Below are 19477 nucleotides of genomic sequence, written 5' to 3'. Positions count from 1 at the left end.
ACGACAAACTATCTTTAAAAAGCACTTTATTATTTAAATCAAGGTTGGTACACTTCTTTTATATTAAGTTTATTTTTGTCTTATTAATAATTTTGTTTATTAGCTTTTCAAATTGTTTTATTTCTATATTGGAATCCATCATACTGACTGCAAGTTGTAAATATGGGATGAATTTTTCATTTTTAAGATACTTTTCGAAGGAGTATAATTCGGGGCTGTATGGCTTTCTTTCGTCTGTTGCCAAGTTTTCTGTTTGTTCATTTATTCCCAATAAATAATCTGCAGAAACATTAAAGTGTTTTGCAAAAAGTACAATAGCTTCCGGATCAGGTTCTCTTTCACCCAGTTCATATTTTGAAACGGTTTCCCTACTTTTACCTAAAGCTTTACCTACTTCGTTTTGGGATTGTCGTTTAGCACTTCGTAATTTTTTAACCCTCTCTGAAAGAACAGACATTCTAATCACCTCAATGAATAATTATATATATGGTGGTTTAAGAACGCAATATTAATTATTGTACTACATATGAAGCAGCTACCATTCCAAAATATTGGTAAATATATTGACTAGCCTGGTATTTCATATTATAATTTGATTGGTACTAAATGTACCACGTATATAATACCAATAAACGTAAAAAGGTACTTGGTGTTAGATAAATGGAAGGACAGCAAAGGTGAAAACAGGAGGAGTAAATTTAAGATATAGAAAGAAAAGATATGCCCTTAATTAAGGATTTTAATGCTAATAGGATAGTTAAATATGCCGCCTGCGATAAAAACCCAAAGAATAAATAGATGGTCATACATGTGATTTTCATTAGAGAGGTTTTGTTTTAAATAGGTGGCACTAAATATACTCTATACTCTGCACTCTTCCATTTTAACAAACCTCCTGCTTTTGACACTCACTAATGGGTGTCTTTTTTTATTAAATCATTTAACAATTGATTAACAATAAACATATTATACTTATAGAATTTGATTTTTATAGAGGATAATAAATATGAATAAAGGATGTAATAATGGATTTTTTTCACTAAGCCCAAGCGAACTTACTTTACTTGCTACAGTAATATCAATTGCTGTCTCAGAAGAATTGGACAACTGTCAGCGCAGTGTATTTGGAAATTTTCTGTTATCTGTAGGACAGAATATTTTGACCTTTGATTCCCAGGCTAGCTGCCTTCAAGAACAAAACAAATAGAATACACATTCCGGAGTTTACTTGTATTACAAATGTTGATAAAATATACAATAATGATATATTTTATGGAATTGTTTGGAGGTTTTTTTATGAAGTCAGGCCCGATGAAAGTTCTTATTACAATCGTAACGTTAATACTTGCAGGAATATTAATATTATTTGTTGGAAGTGTTAATGTTTCAATTACAAATAATTCTGTTAGTGTCAAAGGTACTTTTGTTAGTGGAACGACTATTCCCTTAAATGAAATTACTTCTATTGAGTATGTGGATAGTTTAGATATTGGAGCAAGGCAGTTTGGAATGGGAACTTATAAAATGGCTTCGGGCACATATAAAAATGAAAAGTTTGGCAGTTACAAGCTATATTCATATTCTAAAGTAAATGCATTTGTAATAATACACTACGATGATAAAATACTTGTATTTAATCAGTCTGATGTGGAAAGTACAAAGAAGCTTTATAACCAAATTAAACAAATTAAACAAATTAAGGCAGAATAAATATACCAAAAACTTTTTGTATCAGCAATTCTTTAACTTCATTTCTTGACAATTGAATAGTTCTCATACGTTTTACTCCTAAATAAAGTGAAAATTTCTTTGTACTTTAGACTTACAATTTATAGTAAATATTACATATTATTGGAACGGAGGGATAAAGTGAATAAAAGAAAAATACTGGGTATAGTATCTTTTTTAATGATAATATTGTTGTCAGTACTGTTCTGTGAAAATAGACATAATTTTCTGCTGGGCGGTTTTATTTTGAAAAAGATGGGTGTAAGGGTGTGGTCTAACGGAAACTCAGGTTTATACTATCCAGGTGTTATAGCCGCAATATTAATAATACTAGGGATTGTGGGGATAATCCAATTTAAAGAAGATGTTTACAGAAACTTCGGTAAATTTGTTGTGCTGTTTTTTATAGTATGGTCTATTATATACCAACCGACATATGATTTAGCCTATGGATTCGTTAGATCAAATTTAAATGGTTTACGGTCCATAGAGTACATAAAAGATTCAAGCTGGATTAATTTTACAAGTCACGGAGAAGAAATATTATTTAACGGAAAAATAAGATTAAAAAATTACAGCAGTGATAAGAAAGAATTTTATATTAAATTACCAGTAGTTAAGGATGAAATGGCTGTAAATCCTCAATTTATACCAGTCACTAATACCAAGAAGAAACCCACCCAATATGTTATTTCGCCCAACAAGCAAGTTGATTTGGATATTAATTTCTCCATCCAAGAACAAAAGTCAGCATGGCAGAATGGAAACTTAATTTCGCCAGATATAATAATATATAATGAAACGGAGGAAATACACGAAGGGAAAAGGTAAGCGGTTTATACATTGACAAATTTCGGTTTGATTCATATAATATTATCATATCGAATATTTTAGATATGAGGTGTAAAGTGATACTTAGTGAATACGAAAAAAATGCAAGAGTTTTTAAAGCATTTTGTGATGAAAATCGCCTTATGATTCTGGAATTGCTTCAGACAGGTGAAAAATGCGCCTGCAAACTGTTGGAGGATTTAAAAATCGGTCAGTCCACATTATCCCATCATATGAAAATATTATGTGATTCAGGTGTTGTAAATGCAAGAAAAGAAGGAAAATGGACTCACTATTCCATAAGCGAAGAAGGCAGTGCCTATGCTAGAGAACTGCTTGGTAAAATTACAGAAATATATACGGCCATCGAGTGATGGCTTTATTAAAAATTAATATATCGATAAAAATAGATATATTAATAAAAAGGAGATATGTATGGAGGCTTTAAAAGGAATAGGCCTGTTTTTGCAGAATCAGGTGCTTGGAATGAAATGGCTTAACACACTTATACACAATTTACTTTCATTATTTGGCCTTGATATGTCCGGAAAGCTTGGTGGCAGTATTCAGTTTTTTATATACGATATAATAAAAATTACAATATTACTATGTCTTCTTATTTTTATTATTACATATATTCAAAGCTATTTTCCGCCGGAACGGAGTAAGAAGATATTGACCCGTTTCCGTGGAATCGGAGCAAATACTATAGCGGCACTTTTGGGAACTGTTACGCCTTTTTGCTCCTGTTCGTCCATTCCGCTTTTTATCGGATTTACCAGTGCAGGACTGCCACTGGGATTAACATTCTCATTTCTAATCTCTTCTCCTATGGTAGACCTTGGTTCACTGGTAATCTTAATGAGCATTTTTGGTGCAAAGGTGGCTGCAGCCTATGTTATATTAGGTCTTATTATTGCAATTATCGGAGGCACAGTTATTGGAAAAATGAATATGGAAAAGTATGTAGAGGATTTTATACTAAATGCCTCAGGTGTGGATATTGAGTCACCGGATTTAACAAAAAAAGAACGTATTACCTATGCAAAAGACCAAGTAGTAGCCACCTTTAAAAAAGTATTTCCGTATATCCTAATAGGTGTAGGAATCGGTGCGGTAATTCATAACTGGATACCCGAAAGCTGGATTGAAACCATTCTGGGAAGTAATAATCCGTTTGGTGTTATACTTGCTACGTTAATTGGTGTTCCTATGTATGCAGACATTTTTGGTACTATACCTGTTGCAGAAGCGTTACTGTACAAAGGAGCAAATTTGGGAACTGTTCTGTCATTCATGATGGCGGTAACAACACTCAGTTTACCATCTGTCATTATGCTGCGTAAGGCTGTAAAACCAAAGCTTTTGGCATTGTTTATTGCAATTTGTACAATAGGTATTATTATTGTTGGATATCTGTTTAATGCATTTCAATATTTATTACTATAAAATAAACTTATCAGGAGGATTTTATTATGTCATTGTTTAAAAGGAAGAAGGAAGAACTAAGTGAAACAGGTGCTAATGGTGATGCATATATAAAGGTGCTTGGTTCAGGATGTGCAAAATGCAATCAACTTGAAGCCGCTACAAAAGAAGCATTGTCAAAACTGGGAATGGATACTACTATTGAGCACGTTAAGGATTTTGCACAGATTGCTGCATATGGTGTAATGACAACTCCTGCCTTGGTTGTAGACGGCAAAGTCGTTTCATACGGTAAAGTCTTGAAAACTGAGGAAGTAATCAGTATATTAGAAAAAGTAAGGAAGCGGTAAAATGGGAAAGGTTAAAGTAGCATTTATATGTGTTCATAATTCCTGCCGTAGTCAGATTGCGGAAGCACTGGGCAAACAGCTTGCGTCAGATGTATTTGAAAGTTATTCCGCAGGCACTGAAACAAAGCCTCAAATTAATCAGGATGCGGTCAGGCTGATGAAACAGATTTATGGAATTGATATGGAGAAAACACAAAAATCAAAGCTTCTTCAAGATATACCAACCGTTGACATTGTGATAACAATGGGATGTAACGTTCAGTGTCCGTCTTTACCGTGCAAACACAGGGAGGACTGGGGTCTGGAAGACCCAACCGACAAAAATGATGAAGAATTTATTAAAGTGATTAAAATTATTGAAGAAAAAATTATGGCTCTCAAAAAGTCACTAGACAATTAGAAGCAGTAAATGACAGGAATTTGTACTACCGCTTTTTGTAAAATGATAATGCAAAGGAGGTGATTGAATGGAATGGGTTCGTACTTTGAATTACGCTATAGACTATATCGAAGAACATTTAAGTGAAAATATAGTTTGTGATGATATTGCCCAAAGTGCTTTTTACTCAAGCTTTCATTTTCAGAGGACATTTTCATTACTGACAGGAATGACAGTGAGTGAATATGTAAGAAACAGAAGGCTCTCACTGGCGGCCCAAGATTTATTAAACAGTAATTCAAAAGTTATTGATGTTGCTTTAAAGTACGGATATGATACTCCCGAAAGCTTTACAAAAGCATTCCAACGGTTTCACGGAGTAGTGCCGTCCCAGGCCAAAAAACACGGGACAGAGCTCAAATCATTTAATCGTCTCACACTGAAAATTGTTTTGGAAGGCGGTAGTGTTATGGATTACAAAATTGAGAAAAAGGATTCATTCAGAGTAGTTACTAAAACAAGAAAGTTCACAGAGGAAAATAGAACTAACGGAATTCCGATGTTCTGGCAAGAATATTGTGCAGAAGGGTTGCACCAACAGGTTTGTGGTATGTTTGGAATATGTCTGCCCGGTGAACCCGGTTGTCATGAATTTGTATATGGTATAGGATGTGAGGAAAAGTGTGTAAAGCAGAAACCGGAGGGTTTTATAACCATTGACATACCATCCTACACATGGGCAATATTCAAGTGCGTAGGTCATATGCCGGATGCTATCCAAAGCATGTGGAAAAGGATTTATAGCGAATGGCTTCCACAATCAAAATATGAATTGATACCCGGATATGACATAGAGCTTTACACAGAAGGGGACACAAAGAGTGATGACTATGTCAGTGAAATATGGATTCCCGTTAAGGAAAAATAATACTTAAAAGCTGAAACCACACCTAACCGGTGTGGTTTTTTAATGTCTTTGTGTCAATACAAAGTCGTCAAAGCTTAAGAACATTGACGGCAGGTATTCTTAAATACTAAGAATCGCTTTTTCTTCTAGTAGTATATCTCTTACTTCCGCACTGTTAACCGAAGAAGGGAGGATATTCTTTTTAGTAGAAAGAGAAGCGCATACTCCGGCAGCTTGTCCAATTGCCATACAGGTAGTCATTACCCGGGCACTGGCTAATGAAGGTGCATCCATGGAAATACATCTTCCGCTAAGTACCAGATTATTCACATCACTACTGATTAGGCAGCCCAGAGGAATTCCATATGGCCCTTCAAGGTCAATAAGGTCGGTAGAACTATTCAGACCGTTATGAATGTCTACTTTGTAGGAGCCAAGAGCAATGCTGTCCTCAGGAATAACACCATTGGTCACATTGTCTATAGTAAGTCTCTTAATGCCGAAAAAACGGCGGGTTTCACGAATACCTATGGAACTGTTAATGTAGGAAACATAAGAGTCTTCAAAGCCCGGTATATATTTTTTAAGAAACTCAGTTATATTTATGATTTGCTGCATACCTTCTTCGCCGCCCCGGGTTAAATCCTTGAGATCAGTTCCGTCAAAGTTTAAAATACGTGTGGCATTAATGCAAATCTGACCCGGATGTGGGGTTTTAATATATATTAGAGTATCTCTTTTAAATGGATTTAAGTTTTGTTCACTCATTCGTGTCAATGTGTTTCGCAGACCGAGGAATACATAGCCCGGGTGGCTTCTGAAAAATTGTACATCATATCCGTTGGATACATTCATGCTTTCAGCGGGAATCAAATCCTCAGGATGCTCTTCTAAGAAACTCCAGAACTTTTCTTCATTAAAATTGCTAAGAGTGAAAAGTAGGGAAGGGGGTTGTAAAATCCCTGTTTCCTGTTGACCCTTTTCATATGTAGCACCTGAAAGATATGCAACATCACCGTCGCCTGTGGCATCTATAAAAACGGAAGCTTCAATATCATAGCGTGTGCCTTTACCCATGAGATACACCCTGTCAATTCGGCCATTTTCAACATTAACATCAATAACCTCGCAGTGTAGTAAAACCTGAATTCCAGCTTCTCTGCACATCTCAAAGGCAAGAACTTTCATCATTTCAGAGTCAATGATTGTAACTGAATTATGCAGTGGGCACGGGTTATGACCCAGACACGCACCACGCAATGTTAATTTATCTACGATTTCTTGTGCAATACCGCCTGTTACCTGGTTTCCATTTTTATCAAGAAAACCGAGCAAAGGAAGTCCTGAAGCCATGTTACCTCCAAGATACTCGTTGCGATCTGCAAGAAAAACTCTGGCGCCGTTTCTGGCGGCTGCCAGTGCTGCAGCAATTCCGGCGGGTCCACCTCCGATAACCGCAACATCACATTGTAACTGTTGAATATTCATAAAAAATCTCCTCTCTTGTTCTGAATGAATTATAATTATTTTTATAGCGTATGTTGTAAGTAAAATTTAACGTTCTATTACAGAGGAACCATGGGACAAAGTTGGTGGAATTCCTAACCAAACGGTATTTGAACGCGGCTTTTCAATCCTTTTCAGGAGTGCACGACATGCTTCTTCACCCATTTTCTCCTTATGAGCATCAATAACAGTAAGCTTGACAGGAGAATATTCAGACAGGATAGAACTTTCATACCCGATAAGAGACAAATCCTCCGGAATATTAACCTTTTGATCAAACAAAAACCTCATGGCGCCGGAAGTAATACCGTCGCTTGCTCCGAAAATAGCATCCGGTCGTAATCCGGATTCCCAAATTTCTTTTAATGACTTATAACCATCCAAACCGGTGTAACCTGAATTAACTACATATAGACCTTTGGGATCTACATTGTATTCGGAAAAGGCTCTTTGCATTCCCGAAAGTTTTTTTTGAGAATTACTGCTGTTAGCAGGACCGTTTAGAAACAGAATTCTCTTATGGTGTTTTTCAAGAAGCTCCTTGCACGCAAGGTAACCAACCTGTTCCATTTCGGAGAAGATGGAATCCGTTCCGTTGTATTGCAGACCGATAATTACAGTCGGAAGATTAATTTGCCTTAAATGTTCAATGAGGTCAGACGTAAACAGACCTCCTATGAGGAACACACCGTCAATTCTGCGGTTCATAATCAATGACGGTAGTGCATCGGGATTGCTGACAGATGAGAACCGTTCTGTAAGCAGTGCATAATCCGTATTTTTAAGGCCGGTATATATTCCATTGCTGGTGTCATATAAAAGTGTTTCTGCCACAGAATCAAAAGCATAGGCCTTTTTAAAATGATTGGATGTTAAAAAAACTATACCCAGAGTGTGTGTGCGACTGGTGGTTAGTTCACGTGCAGCTAGATTTGGTGTATAATTTAGCTTCTTTATTGCCTCACGCACCTTATATTGTGTTTCAAGCTTAACGGCCTTTGAATTATTAAGGACAAGCGAAACAGTGCTTTTGGAAACATTTGCTTCCCGTGCAACGTCAAGAATTGTAACCTTCATTCAAATCCCTCCTTATATATGAAAGTCTGTGCTCGGAAACTCCGAGGGCTTTACAATATATTTTATCAATATTAAAATTTACTTAGCTGATTTAACAATGCTTAGATAAACTTCATTAAACCGTTCCAATTAAAATTATATAACCTGCAGTAAATAATGTCAATATTGTTGACTCAATAATAAATTATTCCAATAATAATATTGTTATAATTCGACAAAAAATAAAAAAATATTTCAAAAAATTTATGCAAAATGTATTGACTTCGATTAGCATATGAACTAATATATAGACATCAGATTGATGGAACGTTCCAAAAAACAATAAACAGTATTTAGAACGTTCCAGATAAAAATGTTATACATAGTATATATACAAATTGTTCAATAAAGTCAGCTGATTTTTAAAAAAATTATACAATATGCATAGTAATTAGAAGGAAAGAGAGAAAATGTATTTTTAAATTAAATTTGGAATGTTCCAAATTTTACATTTATTCGATATCATTGTCTGTTGTTTTGAAAAAATCTGAACACAGCTGATGTTATATAGAAGAATTTTTACAACATGGGAGGTGTTTATTTATGTCCACTTCAAAATCCCTAAAAGACAGGGGACAAATAGCGGGCAAAAAAACTCTGGGTAGAAAAATAGTCGAGTTCCAGAAACCTTATTTATTTGTATTACCAATTCTTATTTTTGCGGTAGCGTTCTCCTATTATCCATTTATTCGAACGCTGTTATATAGTTTATCTGCTGTAAACAAACAGGGTGAGATTGTAAGATTTGTCGGCTTAAAAAACTATTTGGGTATTTTTAGTCGTGAGGAGTTTATGAATGCGATTGGGGTAACGCTTGAATTTACCTTACTTTATGTACCACTTGCAGTTATTTTACCATTTACTCTTGCATTGATTGCCAACAAAAGAAAGCTTTTTTCAAATATTTATCAAACCTTGTTTGCATTGCCTATGGCGGTATCAGTATCTGCCTCCTGTTATATTTTCCAGCAATTATTGCACCGTAAAATAGGTTTGGTCAATTACTTTCTTGAAGTTATCGGTGTAATGCAAAACAAAACCAACATAGACTGGCTTAATGATAAAGTCTGGGCATTGCCTTCTTTATCTGTAATTATGGTATGGATTCATATCGGATTTAACTTTATGCTCTTGTTGGCTGCGGTACGTAATGTGCCTGATGAATTGATTGAATCAGCCAATCTTGAAGGTTGCGGCTACTGGAGAAAGGTTTTCAAGATTGTTATACCCATTACATCACCAACTATCTTCTTTGTTTTTTGTACACAAATGGTTGCAGGAATAATGATGAATGCACCAACCATGATTCTTACAAAGGGCGGCCCGGTCAATTCTACATCCACAATGATTTACTATGTATATACTACCGGTTTCAGAAGCGGCAATTACGCACTTGGTTCTACAGCCAGTATTGTAACTTTCTTGCTTGCATTTATATTCCTGATGTTCAACTTCATGTATGAAAAGAAAGGAGTGGTATACGATTGATTCCCAATAAAATTATAAAGGCTAAAAGCATTGTTGAATCGGTTTTCTCTTTGGCTTTAGGTATCCTGATTGCATTCCCTCTTTTTTATGCTTTTATGTGCGGGTTTAAAGACGATGCTACATTTGACAGCTATCCGCCGACAATTTTTCCAAAAGATTTTACTTATTTTGATAATTTCAAGCACGTTCTGTTTGACTCACTGGTACCGCGGTTTATGCTGAATTCACTCTTAATAGCAGTGGTGGTTACACTGGTAAGATTGTTGCTTTCAATGTTTGCGGCATATTCCTTTGCATTTTTCAACTTCAAAGGCAAAAATGTTCTGTTTTTCATAATAATAGGTACAATGATGATACCAACGGAAGCAGTTTTAATCCCGAACTACATTACTATAAGCAAACTGGGTCTGCTTAACTCATATGTAGGTATCATGGCAGTCTATTTTGTATCAGCGATTCAGGTGTTTATGTTCCGGCAAAGTTTCAAGACAATTTCCAGCTCCCTCCGTGAAGCGGCATTTCTTGACGGCTGCGGAGACCTGCAATTCTTTTTCGAGATATGTATTCCGGTTTCAAAAGCTACCATTACCGCTCTTTCGTTAAATTCCTTTGTTGCGGTGTGGAACACATACCTGTGGCCTCTGCTTGTTACCAACAGGCCTGAAATGAGAACGGTACAGGTTGGTATAACAATGCTGGCAGCAGATGATTCTGGTGTTAAGGCTCCGATTTTTGCAGCAATTGCAATTATATTACTTCCTACAATAATTATCTTCGCATTCGGTCAGCGAAACATTGTTCGCGGTATCGCCAGCGGTTCGGTAAAGGGTTAAATTGTAACACATTTCTTATATATAGCTTCAAATAAGAAAATATTAATAAATAATTTAAAGGAGGAAAGGAAAATGAAACTTAAAAGAATTTTAGCATTGTTTGTAAGTGTAGTTATGTCTGCTTCCATATTTGTGGGTTGTGGGTCTTCGGAACCTACTGACAGCACAAAGACAGAACCTACTGCAACTAAGGCAGCAACAGGAAGTATACTGCCTTCAGCTCCGGTCAAGGTTACTTTCTGGCACTCAATGAAAGGTAACATTGCTGATCAGCTTAAGAAAACGGTTGACGAGTACAACTCATCAGAAGGTACTAAAAAAGGAATCACCGTAGACCTTATATATCAGGGAGAATACGATGAAGCTTCTACAAAGTTATCTGCTATATTACAAGCTGACGCTGCAAACGAACTTCCTGACATTATGCAGATGAGCTCAAAGGGTATATTTGATGTAAAGGAAAGCAAGTATATCTATCCTATTCAGAATTTTGTTGATATTGATGCCAACGGAATTAATTTAAATGACCTTAATGCAAATGCACTGCACTATGCAATGTATAACGGAAAGGTTCTTGGTTTACCGTTCTCAAACTCATCAGTTATGCTGTACTATAACAAAGATATGTTTAAGGCAGCAGGACTTGATCCAAATAAAGCACCTACAACTTTGGAAGAACTGGCTACATACGTTAAGGCCCTGACTGTTAAGAGTGGAGATAAAATCAAAACTTTCGGCCTTGGTACAAAGACTCGTTTCTTCCTCCTGGGATCATGGATTCCTATGCAAGGCAGCGAAAAGTATATGTTTGACAACGCAGACGGCCGTAAGGGTACTCCTACCACTCTTGCAATGACAAAAGACGGAACTCTTGACCACTTCCTGACAGAATGGGAAAAGGTCTTGGCTACTGGCGGCGTTGATTACGGTGTAGTTAGTCCGAATGAAGGTTTTCAGTCTGGCTTGTATGCAATGATGACTGCAAGTACTTCTTCAATGGCTTCAATTGTTTCAAAGATTCAGAATACAGGTACATTTGATGTTGGTGTGGCTGAACTTCCTCGTGTTGATGCAAATAGTACAAAGGGTACAGGTATTGGCGGATCTGCATTATATGTTTTTGATGCGGGAAATGACGACAAACGTCTTGGTGCATGGGACTTTATGAAATATCTTGCAACCCCAAAAGTATCAGGGGACTGGTTTATGAACACAGGCTACTATGCCATGAATTCAAAAGCTTACGATTTACCTGAAGTAAAGACATTCATAGAGAAAAATCCTCTGTATAATATTATTCTGACAATTGCCGACAACTCCAAGGATTACCCTAACTACTTAGAGCCATGGGTTCCTGCATTTACAGATATTGATACTACCGTACAGAATGAAATTATAAAGCTGAGTGAAGGTTCTCAGGATAGAGCAACTACTATTTCAAATATTGATAAAAAAGTAAATATGACATTAAAAGACTATTTGGATGCAAACGGACAATAATCCACTTAAATATTTTTCTCTGCCTTAGGGCAGAGAAAAATATTTATTTTAACCGATTGTATGAGAAGGGAGAGATAAAACATGCGTGTTGCTACAATGACTTCACTATTTAGAGAATGCAGGGAAACAAAGGACTTCACAGGATATATTGAATCTATGCATCGTTGTAAGGAGGCCGGATTTAGTGTTCTTGACTTAAACATGTGTGCCATGTTGAACCGTCAGACAGAACTAAACGGCGATGACTGGATAAAAAATGCTGAAAACATCCGCAATGAGGCAGAAAAGCTTGGTATTACATTTTCACAGTCACACCCGCCGTATCGTCCTTTTAAAGGTGCATATTTCAAAAGCACTGAAGAAAAAGAACGCTTTGATGAACTTACCCGTCGTGCAATACATGTCAGCAGTATTCTGGGAGTAAAATGGGCTGTAATGCACCCTGTAACAGAGATTGATAAGGCTGAATACAATTTACAGGCAGACCTTGCGGCAAACCATGAGAATTTTGACAAAGTTGTAGAACAAGCCGCTAAAGAAAATGTAGGGATTGCCTTTGAAAATATGTGTGACAGGGATAACAGACGTCGCTTCGGTGCAACGGCCGAAGAACTGATTGAACTGGTTGACTCCTATAAGGGTGCGCCCGTGGGTGTTTGCTGGGATACAGGACATGGACACCGTGTTTATACAAATCAGATTCCTGCCTTAGAAAAGCTTGGAAGTCGTGTAAAAGCCCTTCACATTAATGATAACTTCGGTCAGGATGACCTGCATCTTCTGCCTTTCCTTGGAACAATCCCATGGGAAAAAGTCATGAAGACACTTACCAAAATCGGGTATGAAGGCGATTTGGTATATGAGATAAGAATAAACAATTATATGCCGGAAGGCTTAAAAATTCCAAGTGCACGTTTCAGTGTTGATGTAGGAAACTATCTACTTTCATTGTGCTGATAACAGATAGAAGGGGAGTAAAATCATGCGTCTGGCAACTTCTACTAATCTTTTTTCAAAACGCAGGGACGGCGGACTGCATACACCGTATTTGGAATCAATACGCCGATGCAGGGAGGCTGGTTTTACAACGCTTGACTTCAGCTTTACAGAGTTCTTTTTCACAAGAACTGAATTAAGCGAAGATGACTGGCAAAGCTACGCCGATGAAATTATTAACGAAAGTCAAAAATTAGGGATTGATTTTTCACAAGCCCATTTACCTTACAATCCGGGATACATGCCGGATTGGAAAAGTGATTTGGAGAAAGAAGATTATTATAAATTCGCACGCAGAAGCGTGTTAATCAGCAGTATGCTTGGGGTAAAGTGGCTGGTAGTTCATCCTTTTACACAATGTATTCAAAAAGAATTCGACGATGAAGCAAGTGTACGGTACAATCATGAGTTTTATGATTCAATTATTGAGCTTGCATTGAAAAATAGAGTAAGCATAGCTTATGAAAATATGATCGAGTACCCCCAGAGAAGAAAATTTTCTGCAAGAGCCGAAGAACTATGTATGCTGGTGGATTCCTACAAGGATTCCCGTATAGGCGTTTGCTGGGATTTCGGACATGGAAACCGTCTGTATTACGATGAGGCCAATTCAATCAAAACACTTGGCAGCCGGATAGTTGCACTTCATGTAAACGACAACACAGGCATCAGCGACTTGCACTTCCTTCCTTTTATGGGTACGGTAGGTTGGGAAAAAGCCCTTAAAGCATTAAAAGCTACAAATTATACAGGCGACTTCACATATGAAGTTTACGGCTTTACAAAAAATATGCCTGAAAGTATGAAAGATATTGCAGCCAAATATGCATACGGTGTTGGTCAGTACTGCGTATCTCTTTACCATAGCTTATGAGAATTCACATTTAAAATAAATATTATAATTAAGAAAGGAAGATATTTATGTCTAACTATCCAAAGACTATGAAAGCTCTAGTAGCCTACGGGCTTGGTGATTACCGATTTGAAACCGCATACCCTACGCCGGAATGTGGACCTGACGATATAATTATTAAAACAGAAGGATGCGGCGTTTGCGCAGGAGACTTAAAGTGCCAGCACGGTGCTCCTAAATTCTGGGGTGATGAAAGCCAACCTTCATGGGTAAAGCCTCCGTTTATTCCGGGCCATGAATTTTTAGGTAAAATTGTGGCACTGGGAGAAAATGTAAAGGGTTTTGAAATCGGTGATAGAGTTACAGCAGATCAGATTGTTCCATGCGGAGAGTGTAGATTCTGCAAGGATGGACATTATTGGATGTGCCAACCTCACAATATATTTGGCTTCCAGAGTGAAAATAATGGTGGTATGGCGGAATATGTCCGTTATCCGAAGACTTCAGTTGTCCATAAAGTTCCCCAAGACATGCCTCTTGACAAAGCCATGTTGATTGAACCTTATGCATGCTCAAAGCACTGTGTTGACCGTGCGCAAATTGGCTGCGACGATGTAGTGGTTATATCGGGAGCAGGAACTCTGGGACTTGGAATGATTACCTATGCAAGAATGAAAAATCCCAAATTGCTGATTGTATTGGACATGGTTCAATCCAGATTGGACAAAGCTAAAGAATTTGGTGCTGATTTGGTCTTTAATCCTCAAAATCAGGATGTAGTAGCTGAGGTTCTGAAGCTAACCGAAGGATATGGCTGTGATATTTATATTGAAGCTACAGGACATCCGTCCAGCGTTAAGCAGGGACTTTCAATGGTACGTAAGTTAGGCCGGTTTGTAGAATTCAGTGTATTTGGTCAGGAGACGACTGTTGACTGGTCAATTATCGGAGACAGTAAGGAACTTGACCTTCTGGGTTCACATCTTAGTCCGTACTGCTACCCGTTTGTAATTGAAAATATCAGCAACGGAAAACTTAAAACAGACGGTCTTATTACAAACTGTTTCCCAATTGAGGAATGGGAAAAGGCATTTGAATATGCAACAGGAAAATATGGCGATTTCAAGGTTTGTATCACTTTCTAAACAAAATGGAAGCGAGGAATAATAAACAGATGTCAAAGTATGTGGTTGGTATTGATTTTGGGACATTGAGTGCCAGGTCAATTTTGGTTGATGTATCAGACGGAACAATTAAAGCTGCTTCTTCCATGGATTATCCACATGGAGTTATGGAAAGAAAACTTCCAAACGGAACTACAAAGCTGGAAGCAGATTGGGCGCTGCAATATCCTCCTGATTATTTAGAATGTGCAAGCACTACATTGTTAAATGTATTCAAGGAGTCCGGCATCGACCCTTCACAAGTTATCGGCGTAGGTACCGACTTTACTGAATGTACAATGCTTCCGACTTTGAAGGACGGTACTCCCCTGTGTATGCTGGAAAAATTCAAAAATAATCCCCATGCATATGTAAAGCTGTGGAAGCACCATGCAGCACAGGATGAAGCGAATAGACTTAATGAGATTGCTGAACAACGAGGAGAAGAATTCCTTGGATTTTACGGGGGGAAGATATCTTCTGAATGGATGTTCCCTAAGATATGGCAGATTCTTAATGAAGCACCTGAAATATATGAGGCAGCCGACAGGTTCATGGAGCTATCTGACTGGATTACGTTGATGCTTACCGGGGAAGAGAAGAGAAACAGCTGCACGGCTGGATATAAGGCAATCTGGCAAAAAAAGACAGGATATCCCTCCAATGATTTCTTTAAAGCACTTGACCCAAGGCTTGAACATGTAATTGACACAAAAATGTCGAGAACTATATATCCTGTGGGAAGTAAAGCAGGTTGTATTACCGAAAGCAGTTCCGAATGGACAGGTCTTCCGGTGGGAACTCCTGTGGCGGTAGGTTGCGGGGATGCACATGCTGCCGTACCGGGTGCCGGTATTACAGGCCCTGATATAATGCTGATGGTTATCGGAACATCAGGCTGTGATATGATGGCAAGCAGACAAAATATTAAGGTGCCGGGAATGTGCGGAATTTGTGAAGACGGAATTTTGCCGGGATATTTTGGCTACGAAGCCGGACAATCATGTATGGGCGACCATTTTGCATGGTTTACAAAAAATTGTGTATCGGAAGAAATTTCAGCACAAGCAAAGGAAAAAGGAATGCATGTTACTGCATATCTGGACGAGCTTGCCTCACAGATAAAGCCGGGAAGCAGCGGATTGCTTGCGTTGGATTGGTGGAACGGAAACCGTTCTGTTCTGGTTGACGTGGATTTGACAGGTGTAATGTTCGGGATGACGACAACTACTACTTCTCCTGAAATGTATAAGGCATTGGTGGAAGCTGTAGGATATGGAAAACGTATGATTATAGACACCTTTAAAAAATATGGGGTTACAATAGAAAAACTGTTTGCAACGGGCGGTATAGCTGAAAAAAGTCCCTTTGTTATGCAAACCTTTGCAGATATCATACAAATGCCTGTTCATGTAACGGCATCAAAGCAGACAACCGCAATGGGTGCTGCAATGTTTGGAGCTGTTGCCGCGGGAAGTGCAAATGGAGGATACGACACCATTGAACAAGCCGGAAATGCTATGGGCGGCGGAATAAAAAATACATATCTGCCTGACCCGGAAAACAGCAAAATATATGAATTGCTATATCAGGAGTATTCTAAGCTTCACGATTATTTCGGAAAAGATAATGACAGTGTAATAAAGCGTTTAAAAAATATTAAAAAAGCTATATCTTATTAAATGCAATTTTGAAAGGAAGTCTTTTGGAATATGCGGAAAATCATAGACAGGTTGTTGAATAAAGAGAGCATATTAGTTGCCGGGCACAGAGGAGTTGATGCGTTTTATCCTGAAAATACTCTGCTTAGCTTTCAAAAAGCTCTGGATATGAATGTTGATATGATTGAATTTGATATGAATCTGACTAAAGACAAAGTTGTTGTCATAATGCATGACAGAACCGTGGACCGTACTACAAACGGAAAGGGTTATATTCATGATATGACGCTGAAACAAATTAAGGAATTGGACGCGGGGGGGAAATTCGGAAAAGTATTTGAAGGCTTAAAAGTACCCACACTGCGTGAATTCTGTGAGCTGGTTCAACCCTATAAGAATATTCTTTTAAATGCAGAAATTAAGGAAAAGACATATGAAACAGTAGATCTTGCTATGGAAATTATAAAGGAATACGGCTTAATGCATCGCTGTGTTTTTACCTGCTTTGACGCTTTCATTGCAGCCTATATGTATGACTCCTATGGTGTGAAGGTACAGGGTTTTCCTAAGGAAAAAATGGAGAATTTCGTTGATGGAGAAATCGGTACTTACTCTAAATTATTTGCAGTAGGTATAGACATGAAAACAATAACTCCCGAGCGTGTTCAGGAGTTTGAAAACCTTGGAATATTACCATGGTCATATTGCCCCGACACTGAAGAACTGGTTTATGAATCCATACGCTGCGGTGCAAGGCTCATGACCTGCAACAACCCGATTCCCGCACTTAAAATATTGAAAGCGAAAGGACTGCACAGCTAAATGCTAAAAGGCAATAGATAAGAAGGTGATTTACGGATTGATTAGTCAATTAGCCATATTAAAAGATGTAAATGTTCTTTCCATTTGCGTACGTATTTTTCTTTCTGTAGTAATCAGCGGAATTCTTGGCTTTGAAAGGGGACGTAAACGCCACCCTGCGGGCTTTCGTACATACATACTTGTATGTCTGGGTTCAACAATAGTTATGATGACAAATCAATACATTTACCAAACATATCATACCGGAGATATCGGCAGATTAGGGGCTCAGGTTGTTAGCGGCATTGGATTTCTGGGTGCCGGAACAATAATCATCACCGGGAGGAACCAAGTCAGAGGTTTGACTACTGCTGCCGGTTTGTGGGCTTCGGCCTGCATCGGCTTGTCAATTGGTATTGGTTTTTACGAAGGTGCAATTTTGGGCGGTACTACTATATTCTTCGTCATGACTATTTTACATAAGATGGATAATATGATGCGTAAGAAGTCCAATTTACTGCATCTATATCTGGAATTTGAAAACTCACTGGGATTGGGTTCATTTCTCAGTCTGGCAAAGAAAAACTCTATTGATGTCATGGATGTTCAAATTGTTAAGAACAAAGGTGAGGAGAAAAAGGCAATGTCTGTCCTCCTTTCCGTACAATCGAAGGAAAACCGTCCGCATACAGAGGTTTTACAATCTCTTAGCCATGCAGCGGCATTGAACTGTATTCATGAAATCTAATTTATGTAAATATAAAAAAGTAAAGAGGTCTGGTGATAAATGAATACGGAGAAACGTAAAATCAATTTGGTTATTTTTGATGTAGATGGAGTTATATTTGACAGTGAACCTCTGCATTACCGTGCAAAATTGGAAATTTTACAAAGCTATGGACTTAATGAGACATTTAATCTGAAAGAATACGTCGGTAAGCCCAACAGGGACTTGTGGACTAAAGTCATAAAAGAAAATAATCTGAATGCAAATCCGCAAGAATTGGAGATGCGCCAGTTTAATCTGATTCTGGGTTATGTGGAAAAAGAAAAAATACAGCCTACAAAAGGACTTGAGAAGCTGTTGACTGAACTCAGTAAAAATAATTACGATACAGCAATTGCTTCATCCTCTAACAGGTACTACGTCAGTCGTGTACTGGATATTTTCCAATTAAGCGGATATTTCGATTACTCTGTTACAGGAGATGAAGTAAAGTTTCAGAAACCAAGCCCTGATATTTATCAAAAAGTACTTTCTATTAGCGGAATACCTAAGGACAGCGCAATTGCTATAGAGGATTCAACTTCCGGACTTCGGGCAGCGGTTTCAGCAGGCATATCATGTATTGGTTATAGAAATCCCACATCGGGAAATCAGGATCTTTTCCTGGCTGATGCCATTATTCAAGAGCTCGGGCAGATAAAGGATTATATTTAAGTTTATTATAATTTAACAAGAAAGACCCTATAAACTAAATTAAGATGGTTCATACCATCTTAATTTTTTTTATCAAAGTTAAATTACCGCCATATGCCATCATGTTAGCCATCTCTAAAGCCTAATTCTTTATAAAATTCTTATATAATTCAATTGTTGAACAAATATTAGTGTGAATTTGATGTAAAATCGAGCCCCGTATATTACATGTGTTTACATACGATGTAATATATGGTATAAAAATGGTAGGCTTATGTTTTTATAATGTGCTTCATCATCTGAATCTTACTTTAAATGTAGGAGGTAAACTGTTGAAGAAGAACCGGGCGAAGATAAGTTTAGAATTGCAGAGATATTTTCGGGGGTGGTGGCTGTGGGTGATCTTTAGAGAACCGCCGAATAATGCGAGGAGGTGCCCGATGGCTTTTAACCCTGTTATCTATTTAAATCTTCTTGAAATCTCTGTTCTATCTTTTAAAAGCTCTATTTATTAATA

The 19477-nt window shown here is 37.6% G+C and carries 21 protein-coding genes; 18 read left to right on the top strand and 3 right to left on the bottom strand.

Translation table 11 applies throughout. From position 1 onward, the window contains the following. Window positions 1-58: 58 nt before the first annotated feature. Window positions 59-457 carry a helix-turn-helix domain-containing protein gene (locus tag L323_RS33505; protein WP_020816034.1) on the bottom strand — a complete coding sequence of 133 codons (399 nt, stop codon included), beginning with the start codon at window positions 455-457 and terminating at the stop codon, window positions 59-61. A gap of 549 nt (window positions 458-1006) precedes the next feature. On the opposite strand from L323_RS33505, the gene L323_RS33500 reads away from it, so the two are divergent. The 8 genes from L323_RS33500 to L323_RS33465 all read left to right on the top strand — a co-directional run bounded on the left by L323_RS33500 (window position 1007) and on the right by L323_RS33465 (window position 5644). After that, entirely contained in the window at window positions 1007-1207 is a 201-nt protein-coding gene (locus L323_RS33500; protein WP_020816033.1) for a hypothetical protein, read from the top strand. 89 nt (window positions 1208-1296) lie between these two features. After that, window positions 1297-1710 carry a PH domain-containing protein gene (locus tag L323_RS33495; protein ID WP_020816032.1) on the top strand — a complete coding sequence of 138 codons (414 nt, stop codon included), beginning with the start codon at window positions 1297-1299 and terminating at the stop codon, window positions 1708-1710. Window positions 1711-1869: 159 nt separating this feature from the next. Beyond that, complete coding sequence (locus tag L323_RS33490; protein ID WP_020816031.1) at window positions 1870-2559, top strand: hypothetical protein; 690 nt, start codon at window positions 1870-1872, stop codon at window positions 2557-2559. A 77-nt stretch (window positions 2560-2636) separates the two neighbouring features. Further along, complete coding sequence (locus tag L323_RS33485; RefSeq protein WP_020816030.1) at window positions 2637-2933, top strand: ArsR/SmtB family transcription factor; 297 nt, start codon at window positions 2637-2639, stop codon at window positions 2931-2933. A gap of 61 nt (window positions 2934-2994) precedes the next feature. Beyond that, window positions 2995-4008, top strand: a complete 1014-nt coding sequence (locus L323_RS33480) for a permease (RefSeq protein WP_020816029.1) — start codon at window positions 2995-2997, stop codon at window positions 4006-4008. A gap of 26 nt (window positions 4009-4034) precedes the next feature. Then, complete coding sequence (locus L323_RS33475) at window positions 4035-4337, top strand: thioredoxin family protein (protein ID WP_020816028.1); 303 nt, start codon at window positions 4035-4037, stop codon at window positions 4335-4337. A gap of 1 nt (window position 4338) precedes the next feature. Then, window positions 4339-4737, top strand: coding sequence for an arsenate reductase ArsC (locus L323_RS33470; protein ID WP_020816027.1), 399 nt, complete (start codon window positions 4339-4341; stop codon window positions 4735-4737). A gap of 67 nt (window positions 4738-4804) precedes the next feature. Further along, entirely contained in the window at window positions 4805-5644 is an 840-nt protein-coding gene (locus L323_RS33465; protein ID WP_020816026.1) for an AraC family transcriptional regulator, read from the top strand. Between the two features lie 99 nt (window positions 5645-5743). Here L323_RS33465 and L323_RS33460 read toward each other — a convergent pair whose 3' ends face one another. Beyond that, on the bottom strand, window positions 5744-7111 hold the full coding sequence (locus L323_RS33460; RefSeq protein WP_020816025.1) for an FAD-dependent oxidoreductase: 1368 nt from the start codon (window positions 7109-7111) through the stop codon (window positions 5744-5746). Between the two features lie 66 nt (window positions 7112-7177). After that, a complete protein-coding gene (locus tag L323_RS33455; RefSeq protein WP_020816024.1) occupies window positions 7178-8206 on the bottom strand; it encodes a LacI family DNA-binding transcriptional regulator in 1029 nt (342 codons plus the stop codon). Between the two features lie 582 nt (window positions 8207-8788). On the opposite strand from L323_RS33455, the gene L323_RS33450 reads away from it, so the two are divergent. From L323_RS33450 to L323_RS33405, 10 genes are all read left to right on the top strand, one after another. Continuing rightward, a complete protein-coding gene (locus L323_RS33450; RefSeq protein ID WP_020816023.1) occupies window positions 8789-9733 on the top strand; it encodes a carbohydrate ABC transporter permease in 945 nt (314 codons plus the stop codon). Continuing rightward, window positions 9730-10566, top strand: coding sequence for a carbohydrate ABC transporter permease (locus L323_RS33445; RefSeq protein ID WP_020816022.1), 837 nt, complete (start codon window positions 9730-9732; stop codon window positions 10564-10566). Before L323_RS33450 ends, L323_RS33445 begins: the two co-directional genes overlap by 4 nt. 72 nt (window positions 10567-10638) lie before the next feature. Next, window positions 10639-12066, top strand: a complete 1428-nt coding sequence (locus L323_RS33440; RefSeq protein ID WP_020816021.1) for an ABC transporter substrate-binding protein — start codon at window positions 10639-10641, stop codon at window positions 12064-12066. A gap of 81 nt (window positions 12067-12147) precedes the next feature. Then, a complete protein-coding gene (locus L323_RS33435) occupies window positions 12148-13023 on the top strand; it encodes a sugar phosphate isomerase/epimerase family protein (RefSeq protein ID WP_020816020.1) in 876 nt (291 codons plus the stop codon). Between the two features lie 25 nt (window positions 13024-13048). Further along, the gene (locus tag L323_RS33430; RefSeq protein WP_020816019.1) at window positions 13049-13936 is read left to right on the top strand and encodes a sugar phosphate isomerase/epimerase family protein; all 888 of its coding nucleotides are present in this window, start codon (window positions 13049-13051) and stop codon (window positions 13934-13936) included. A gap of 47 nt (window positions 13937-13983) precedes the next feature. Further along, window positions 13984-15060, top strand: a complete 1077-nt coding sequence (locus L323_RS33425; protein ID WP_020816018.1) for an erythritol/L-threitol dehydrogenase — start codon at window positions 13984-13986, stop codon at window positions 15058-15060. Between the two features lie 29 nt (window positions 15061-15089). Beyond that, window positions 15090-16760 carry a ribulokinase gene (locus L323_RS33420; protein WP_020816017.1) on the top strand — a complete coding sequence of 557 codons (1671 nt, stop codon included), beginning with the start codon at window positions 15090-15092 and terminating at the stop codon, window positions 16758-16760. A gap of 30 nt (window positions 16761-16790) precedes the next feature. After that, window positions 16791-17561 (top strand): glycerophosphodiester phosphodiesterase family protein, encoded by a 771-nt coding sequence (locus tag L323_RS33415; RefSeq protein ID WP_020816016.1) that lies wholly within the window; start codon window positions 16791-16793, stop codon window positions 17559-17561. A 37-nt stretch (window positions 17562-17598) separates the two neighbouring features. Next, window positions 17599-18288 carry an MgtC/SapB family protein gene (locus tag L323_RS33410; RefSeq protein ID WP_020816015.1) on the top strand — a complete coding sequence of 230 codons (690 nt, stop codon included), beginning with the start codon at window positions 17599-17601 and terminating at the stop codon, window positions 18286-18288. A gap of 39 nt (window positions 18289-18327) precedes the next feature. Further along, a complete protein-coding gene (locus L323_RS33405; protein ID WP_020816014.1) occupies window positions 18328-18981 on the top strand; it encodes an HAD family hydrolase in 654 nt (217 codons plus the stop codon). Window positions 18982-19477 lie beyond the last annotated feature (496 nt).

It is taken from the genome of Ruminiclostridium papyrosolvens C7, assembly GCF_000421965.1.
Classification (GTDB): Bacteria; Bacillota; Clostridia; order Acetivibrionales; family DSM-1351; genus Ruminiclostridium; species Ruminiclostridium papyrosolvens_A.
Note: the sequence above shows the minus strand (reverse complement) of the source record. Positions and strands in the feature narration are given on the sequence as shown.

Bases quoted from the DNA above. Each gene is read 5' to 3' on its own strand.
- L323_RS33505 (WP_020816034.1), bottom strand. From the start codon at position 457: ATGTCTGTTCTTTCAGAGAGGGTTAAAAAATTACGAAGTGCTAAACGA.
- L323_RS33500 (WP_020816033.1), top strand. From the start codon at position 1,007: ATGAATAAAGGATGTAATAATGGATTTTTTTCACTAAGCCCAAGCGAA.
- L323_RS33495 (WP_020816032.1), top strand. From the start codon at position 1,297: ATGAAGTCAGGCCCGATGAAAGTTCTTATTACAATCGTAACGTTAATA.
- L323_RS33480 (WP_020816029.1), top strand. From the start codon at position 2,995: ATGGAGGCTTTAAAAGGAATAGGCCTGTTTTTGCAGAATCAGGTGCTT.
- L323_RS33475 (WP_020816028.1), top strand. From the start codon at position 4,035: ATGTCATTGTTTAAAAGGAAGAAGGAAGAACTAAGTGAAACAGGTGCT.
- L323_RS33470 (WP_020816027.1), top strand. From the start codon at position 4,339: ATGGGAAAGGTTAAAGTAGCATTTATATGTGTTCATAATTCCTGCCGT.
- L323_RS33465 (WP_020816026.1), top strand. From the start codon at position 4,805: ATGGAATGGGTTCGTACTTTGAATTACGCTATAGACTATATCGAAGAA.
- L323_RS33460 (WP_020816025.1), bottom strand. From the start codon at position 7,111: ATGAATATTCAACAGTTACAATGTGATGTTGCGGTTATCGGAGGTGGA.
- L323_RS33455 (WP_020816024.1), bottom strand. From the start codon at position 8,206: ATGAAGGTTACAATTCTTGACGTTGCACGGGAAGCAAATGTTTCCAAA.
- L323_RS33450 (WP_020816023.1), top strand. From the start codon at position 8,789: ATGTCCACTTCAAAATCCCTAAAAGACAGGGGACAAATAGCGGGCAAA.
- L323_RS33440 (WP_020816021.1), top strand. From the start codon at position 10,639: ATGAAACTTAAAAGAATTTTAGCATTGTTTGTAAGTGTAGTTATGTCT.
- L323_RS33435 (WP_020816020.1), top strand. From the start codon at position 12,148: ATGCGTGTTGCTACAATGACTTCACTATTTAGAGAATGCAGGGAAACA.
- L323_RS33430 (WP_020816019.1), top strand. From the start codon at position 13,049: ATGCGTCTGGCAACTTCTACTAATCTTTTTTCAAAACGCAGGGACGGC.
- L323_RS33425 (WP_020816018.1), top strand. From the start codon at position 13,984: ATGTCTAACTATCCAAAGACTATGAAAGCTCTAGTAGCCTACGGGCTT.
- L323_RS33420 (WP_020816017.1), top strand. From the start codon at position 15,090: ATGTCAAAGTATGTGGTTGGTATTGATTTTGGGACATTGAGTGCCAGG.
- L323_RS33415 (WP_020816016.1), top strand. From the start codon at position 16,791: ATGCGGAAAATCATAGACAGGTTGTTGAATAAAGAGAGCATATTAGTT.
- L323_RS33405 (WP_020816014.1), top strand. From the start codon at position 18,328: ATGAATACGGAGAAACGTAAAATCAATTTGGTTATTTTTGATGTAGAT.